4 protein-coding genes are annotated in these 6,484 nt (G+C 37.0%); 1 reads left to right on the top strand and 3 read right to left on the bottom strand.

What is annotated here, in order from left to right; translation table 11 throughout:
• Positions 1-164: DUF2400 family protein (locus tag ACQR30_RS04890; RefSeq protein ID WP_429732158.1), on the top strand; the 164-nt coding region annotated here is incomplete at its 5' end.
• Between the two features lie 188 nt (positions 165-352).
• Here ACQR30_RS04890 and ACQR30_RS04885 read toward each other — a convergent pair.
• The 3 genes from ACQR30_RS04885 to ACQR30_RS04875 form a co-directional block, all read right to left on the bottom strand.
• Positions 353-2,767 (bottom strand): outer membrane beta-barrel protein, encoded by a 2,415-nt coding sequence (locus tag ACQR30_RS04885; protein WP_429732087.1) that lies wholly within the window; start codon positions 2,765-2,767, stop codon positions 353-355.
• Positions 2,768-3,049: 282 nt separating this feature from the next.
• Entirely contained in the window at positions 3,050-4,081 is a 1,032-nt protein-coding gene (locus ACQR30_RS04880; RefSeq protein WP_429732084.1) for an isoaspartyl peptidase/L-asparaginase family protein, read from the bottom strand.
• A gap of 115 nt (positions 4,082-4,196) precedes the next feature.
• Positions 4,197-6,407, bottom strand: coding sequence for a DUF4954 family protein (locus tag ACQR30_RS04875; RefSeq protein ID WP_429732081.1), 2,211 nt, complete (start codon positions 6,405-6,407; stop codon positions 4,197-4,199).
• Positions 6,408-6,484 lie beyond the last annotated feature (77 nt).

Genomic DNA, 6,484 nt, shown 5'->3' with positions numbered 1-6,484 from the left:
ACGTAGCGCGTGTAGCTAAAAGATTAAATTTATTAGATAGAAAACAAACCGACTGGAATGCCGCTGTAGAACTGACCCATCATTTAAAAAAATTGGATAATGAGGATCCCGCAAAATACGATTTCGCCTTGTTTGGCTTAGGGGTAACGGAGAAATTTTACTAAGAAAAGAGAGTGTGTTATTATTTACTGAGGTTGCTTCGCCACGATCGCAATGACGAACCTGAAGTTGATTAATGATAGCTATGGGTTAGTGTTGTAATTTTTTCCCTATGCTCCGCGCAATATTCGACGCTGTACCGGGGCTTCTTGCGAAGTATTATTAAGTAGGATAATTGCGTTATAGCCATTCATTATTTCAACCTGCTTTGCTCTTCTTCGTTGCTGCTTTCAATTTTGTGAGACTTGAAAGCTTTTCCTAAATCAAAATTATAAACAATGCCAAGCGTGAACTTTTGCTTTCGCTCAATGTCGCTGAAATCTAAATTAAAGTTGGTATAATAGAAAGTTCCTTTTACATTATTTTCTGTGCTGAAAACATCGTCCAGAGCTGCTTTTAACGTTAAACGCTTATTGAAAAATTTCTTCTGCAAAGCAATATCCATTCCGCTAATATGATCGAGAATTGCATTATTGGAAATAATGCTGTTAAGATAAAACGCATGCAAACTCGCCGTTAAATTTTTCCCTAGATCAAACTGCATATTGGTAGAAAGCGTAACTAAGTTTTTAGAGAAATTGTATGCTCCCGGTGCATTCAAATGCCTGTAATCATATTCCGCATACTCCTGTGTTGTCCACCATTTTGTAATATTGACCGGAATGTATGCGCTCAACATCCATTTGTCTGAAGTTCCTGAATTTACCGGCTGCTGCGTCATTTGATCGGGACTTCCCGCAACGGGGTGAATGCCATTTATAATTACATCTTTTGCATAAAAATAATTTGCGGTAAAAGTGTATTTATTTTTTAAAGTATAATTCACTTCATATGAATTATCATACTCGGGTTGTAGGTACGGATTGCCGCGACCCGTAGTGTAATTATCGACATACACGACATGCGGATTTAAATTGTCAAACGAAGGGCGACTCAAACGACGTGTGTATATAAAAGTCAAACTTTCGTCGCCGGCCTTGTTTAAATTCCTTTTTAAAAACAGAGAAGGAAACAATCCAAAATAATTTTTGCCGGTTTTTGCATACGCGGTATCGTAGAGTGTTCCTGAATAATGCGTGTTTTCGCCGCGCAAACCAGCTTGTACAATGGTGTTTAAAATTTTCCCTTGGTAGTTAATATAACCTGCAATAATATTTTCTTTGTAATTGTAAATAAAATTTTGGTCATTGCTGTTTATCCACGGACTTCCATACGGGCTTTGATATTGAAAATTAGCTTCATTATTAATATTCGTGGAGCTGATTTTCGCACCAAAACTTAAGTTGCTTGCCGCGTTGAATACCTTTAAATATTTGGCATCGGCGGTAAAGATTTTTGCAACCGAAGGTGTAAAATTTCGGTAAGCAGTATCGGTGGAAATATCGTTTGTAATTGTTGTATTCGTAACGCTATTGTTTACCTGATTTGCGTTGTGCGTGTAGTCAGACAAAAGGGTAAATGAAGACCCCAGCGTATCTGTTTGTATATGATAATTTAATCCTACGTCGTTGTATTTTCCACTCCATACATTTGGAAACGAACCGTTGGAGGTGCTGTTATTGGTCGGGTTGGAAGGGTACGTTACTTTGCTTTTCGCAATCCAGTTTTCCGCGTCGTTGGAAAAACTTCCCGTATAATCAATTGCTAAATATTGCTTATCTGTAATATCATAAGTTAAGCCTGTATGGACATCGTTGCTTGATGAATGTTTATTGGCATTATCCTCAGCCGTGTAGGTTCCATTATTGCTGAAACTTCTGCTTTGTGTTAGATATTGAAAGTGTTTTCTGTAGTTATAATCATAATTGGCAAATAAACCCACTTTGCCTTTTTTGAAATTTAATTGTGCTCCGTCAGAGGTTCCAGGAAAATTGAAATATTTACTCATTTCCGAAAAATTTCCGTAAATACTCCCATTCAGGCCAGTTTGTCCACCCTTTTTTAGAATGATATTAATGATGCCTCCGGCGCCCTCGGCGTCATATTCTGCCGGTGGATGCGTCATAATCTCGATCGATTTTATATCCTCGCTGCGCAGCGAATTGAGAAAATTGGTAAGGTTGTCTCCCGACAACTGCAACATTTTTCCGTTTACCATAATTTTCGAAACCGGAATTCCATTCAAAAGAATTTGATTGTTATAAATCAGTACGCCCGGTGCCAAACCAATTGTTTCCATAGAAGACTTTCCGGTTGCTAGGGGATTGTTTTCTACATTCATCACAAGGCGATCTATTTTTCTTTCGACAATTGGTCGCCTGGCATTAACGGTAACATCATGTAAATTATTAATCGACTTTTTCATTATTAAGTCTACTTGCGAAGAACTTTGATTTACCGATATGTTTTTTCTTGTTTCATCAAAACCTACTGCGGTTGCGCGAATGACATACCGGCCTTTATCTTTTAGCGTAATTTCAAATTTTCCGGAAGTGTCCGCAATTTTAGCGGCAATATTTTTATGAGATGAGTCACTCGTTATAATAGTCACGAACGCAAAAGCCACAGGCGCCCCGGTCTGGTCTTTAATATTGCCAGAAACGACGGTTTGTGAGAATCCGCTGATTGAAAGAGAAAAAAGTGAACATAGGACTAACAAAATCTTCATGGATGTATTTTTTCTTGAATGTCTAAGGCATCGTAACTTTTAAGACGCACAATTTTTTTAAAGGGTTGCGTCAATGTTCAAATAAATTTTTACAATGCGAAGGTTAAATTATTTTTATTTTACTTAAAACGTTTTTCGGTCAGCGGTATTTATTCTTATTTAAACGGCAATTTTAAGCGGTAAATTTTCCAGTGTATTCCCTCGATTTTACGTTTCAAAGTAATCTTAATAAAAAAAACCTACGACGAGAATCGTAGGTTTTTGAAGCGTTGGTATAATTGATTAATACAAATATTTTGAGTCAATCAGTTTGTTGTTTATTTCATTGCTGTAAACGGCATAGTTGAAACCTTTTTGAATCGCGTAACCGCCTACAAGCCCTTGCTTGTTAATGGCAATATAAGCTACCTGAAAGGTTTTTGCCTTTTCAACACCGTTGCGTTTTATAACTCTTTGTATTGCAGCTTTACAAGCTTCTTCCGGAGGATAACCTTGACGCATATATTCAACTACCGTATGTGTACCAGCGGTCTTTATCACCTCTTCACCCAAGCCAGTCGATACAGCAGCACCAATTTCATTGTCCACAAATAATCCGGAGCCTATCAACGGAGAATCTCCCACACGGCCACGCATTTTAAATGCCATGCCGCTGGTCGTACAACTGCCGCTTAAATTACCGGCAGCATCAATGGCAATCATACCTATGGTATCATGATTCCAATCGCCGTTTGATAGTTTTAATGGTGCAAAAGCGGTTGGATTTGTACCCGATTGTTCAATATTTATTTTTGGCTTGTATTGTGAGGTTTTCAACCATTCTTTATATTCTAATGCAGCTTCCGGAGAAAGCTTTTGAGGTTCCAAGGGGAAGCCTTGTGAAACGGCAAATTGTTGTGCGCCTTCGCCGACAAGCAATACATGAGGTGTATTTTCCATCACTTTACGCGCTACTGAAATGGGATGTTTAATCCTTTCTATTGCGGCAACCGCACCGGCGTTTCCAAATTCATCCATTATGGACGCATCCAATGTTACATAGCCATCTCTGTCAGGGTTCGCACCAAGCCCTACACAACAGTTGATAGAAGACTCAGTAACCATCACGCCTTTTTCGACAGCATCTAAGGCCCTTCCACCAGCACTTAAAACCTTCCAGGCATCAATGTTTGCCGCAACACCGGTATTCCATGTTGCCGCAACTACCGGCTTAGTAACTTTATTATTTTTTAACGTAATTCCGAAACTTTTTGAAACGATTAAACTTCCGGCACCTAATGAACTTAGCTGAATGAATTTCCTGCGATGTAACATAGCATTTTATTAAAGTTGGTAAAACTAAAGGACCCTTTTTTATTAATCTTTGTACTTGAAGAACTAAAACTAATTAAAATCGGATTGTTTTTCAATTTTATTTATTGAAATAGTATCAACTCCAAGCTTGCTTTAGTTTCTTATTTTGCGCTATAAAGCGCTTCAATTCTATTTCTTGCTGTGCGATGAAACTATTATCAGAAAATTTACCAACGACATTATCCATCTCAGTTTGAGAGCTATACATCATCTTTCTAAAAGGGTTGGAATAGTCTTTTTCCCGAGACTTTTTTATTTCATCAAACATCCACTTTTTGGTAGCAACGGCGTCATCAATAAATTTGATTAAAGTCTCCTTATCAAGATTTATTAATTTAATGTTGAACAATTCTTCCAAAGAGGCTAAGGCATGGCTTGTTTTTTCCTTTGCATACTTTTCGCCTTCCAGCTGGTATTGCGCATGAAGTTCATCCCAAGAATTTACTTTGTGAGCATAAATCTTTTCTTTTAATTGAGCTAAATTCTTTTCAGGAATTAATTGGCCTCCAACATTTAACCATGCATTTCTTTGTAGTTTTTTTGAAATGGTTTTTTGCCATTGTCCAAAAGTGGAGATTGTTTCGTTTTTTAGAAAATCAAATAAGTGTAGATAACCATAAAATGCAATCATTTTTTTAAAAATATCATATGCTTTTTGCACTTTTATTATTTCCACCTGACGTTTACTATTTTCATATCCTTCTGCCAGTACGCTAAAATCCTCTATGTTTACAGCAGCGTCGTTTAGAAGCTCTTTTCCTTTTTTACAACAGGCCTCCTCGGTATTTTTTTTATCTTTTTGAATAGATTTAAAATAAGCCCGCCCCGTAAAGATTTCCAAAGATTTTAAAGTAGAAAACATTTCGTTAATCGTGTCGGGAGCTAAAAAGTTGTATTCAATTAATTGTAATTTCTCATTACGCTGATCCCTATCAACATATTTCCATGCATTACGCGCGAGAGCATACATATTGTACAAAAACCAATATCCAGGCATTATTACCAATGAATTTCTAACTGGATGAATACTGATTAAAGAAAAGGGTAGGGGGATATCCAATTCATAGTTATAATCTCCTTTTGCCAACATGGCAAAACTTGCAAACTTGGAATTATGTTTTAGACTCACGCATAGTGCAGGCCAAAATCCCCTTCCAGCAAGTATTTCACCATCCGCACCGCGTGAATTGTGATTGGACCCTATAGTGGCACCGGCAGGAATATTACTTTGCCCCATTATTGTAGCTGCACATAAAAATGAATTATTGTGATGCTGTTCGTGACCAGGGAAAATTAAAGAGTTTAAAACTTCACAACAAGAAATTGTAGCGTTGCTACCAAGATAGGAATTGATCAATCGCGCGCCGTATTTAAGTTGAGTATGTGCTGCAGTTACAAAACGAACGGCTTTTACACCATAAAAAATACGACTACCAAATCCAACACTTCCATTCACCAATTCGCAACCTTCACCAATTTGCGTACGTCCTTCATTACCTGAATTAATCGTGAGGTTCTTTAATTTGTTGGCACCCTTTATATATGCGTCGGAACCAATCCACACATCTTTGATGATGTTGGTATTTTTGATAACCGTTCTATCGCCGACCTTTCCATAAAAACCACGTGCGGTTTTAAATTCTGTTTCCGTAAACTCCTGAAATCTGTTTAGAAGTTTTTCATCATCCCGATATTTGCTCCAAAGCCACGCATCACCAGGAAGCATGCCATTGAATGGTAAGATTTTTCGGCCTCCGTTTTCGTTACAAAGTTCTAACCAAATACGGGAACTTTCGTCTTCACCTTCTTTAATAATACCATTCCCAAATTTACATTTTTCGGTTGTTTGCATCTCATTAATGTTGGTAAGAATAACTTCTTCACCAATCACGTAGTGCGATAAATAATGGACGTTGTTTATGACACTATTATCACCGATATCACTGCTAATAATCGTACTATCGTATAGTCCGACAGAAACCTTCAGGTCACTAAACCCCAGAAAAAATGGTTCTAATTTACCAATACGAACTAATCCGTAAAATCTACAATTTTTTACTAATTCAGGATTAAACTGGTCAGATACCAAAAGATGGTTCCAATTATCACTTGTATTTCTGTTGCGTACCAAGACTTCAATTTCAAAAGCGCTCAAATGCCTATATTTGGTGCCATTTCGATTTTGCAGATTACGTAAATAATATTCATCTTTCCCTTCAGGCAGATACTCATCTTTTATAAAATTATAGCCCAAAGAATTAATGGGAAGCTTTGTAATATTGTTCATTTATAATAATTCTAAAGTAAAAATTCGGATGTAAAAACGATTTTATTTTAAATTATTCTACTGTAACAGATTTAGCT

This window comes from Arachidicoccus sp. (assembly GCF_050436765.1).
In the GTDB taxonomy this organism is placed as follows: Bacteria; Bacteroidota; Bacteroidia; order Chitinophagales; family Chitinophagaceae; genus Arachidicoccus.
This window is presented reverse-complemented; position numbering and strand designations above follow the sequence as displayed.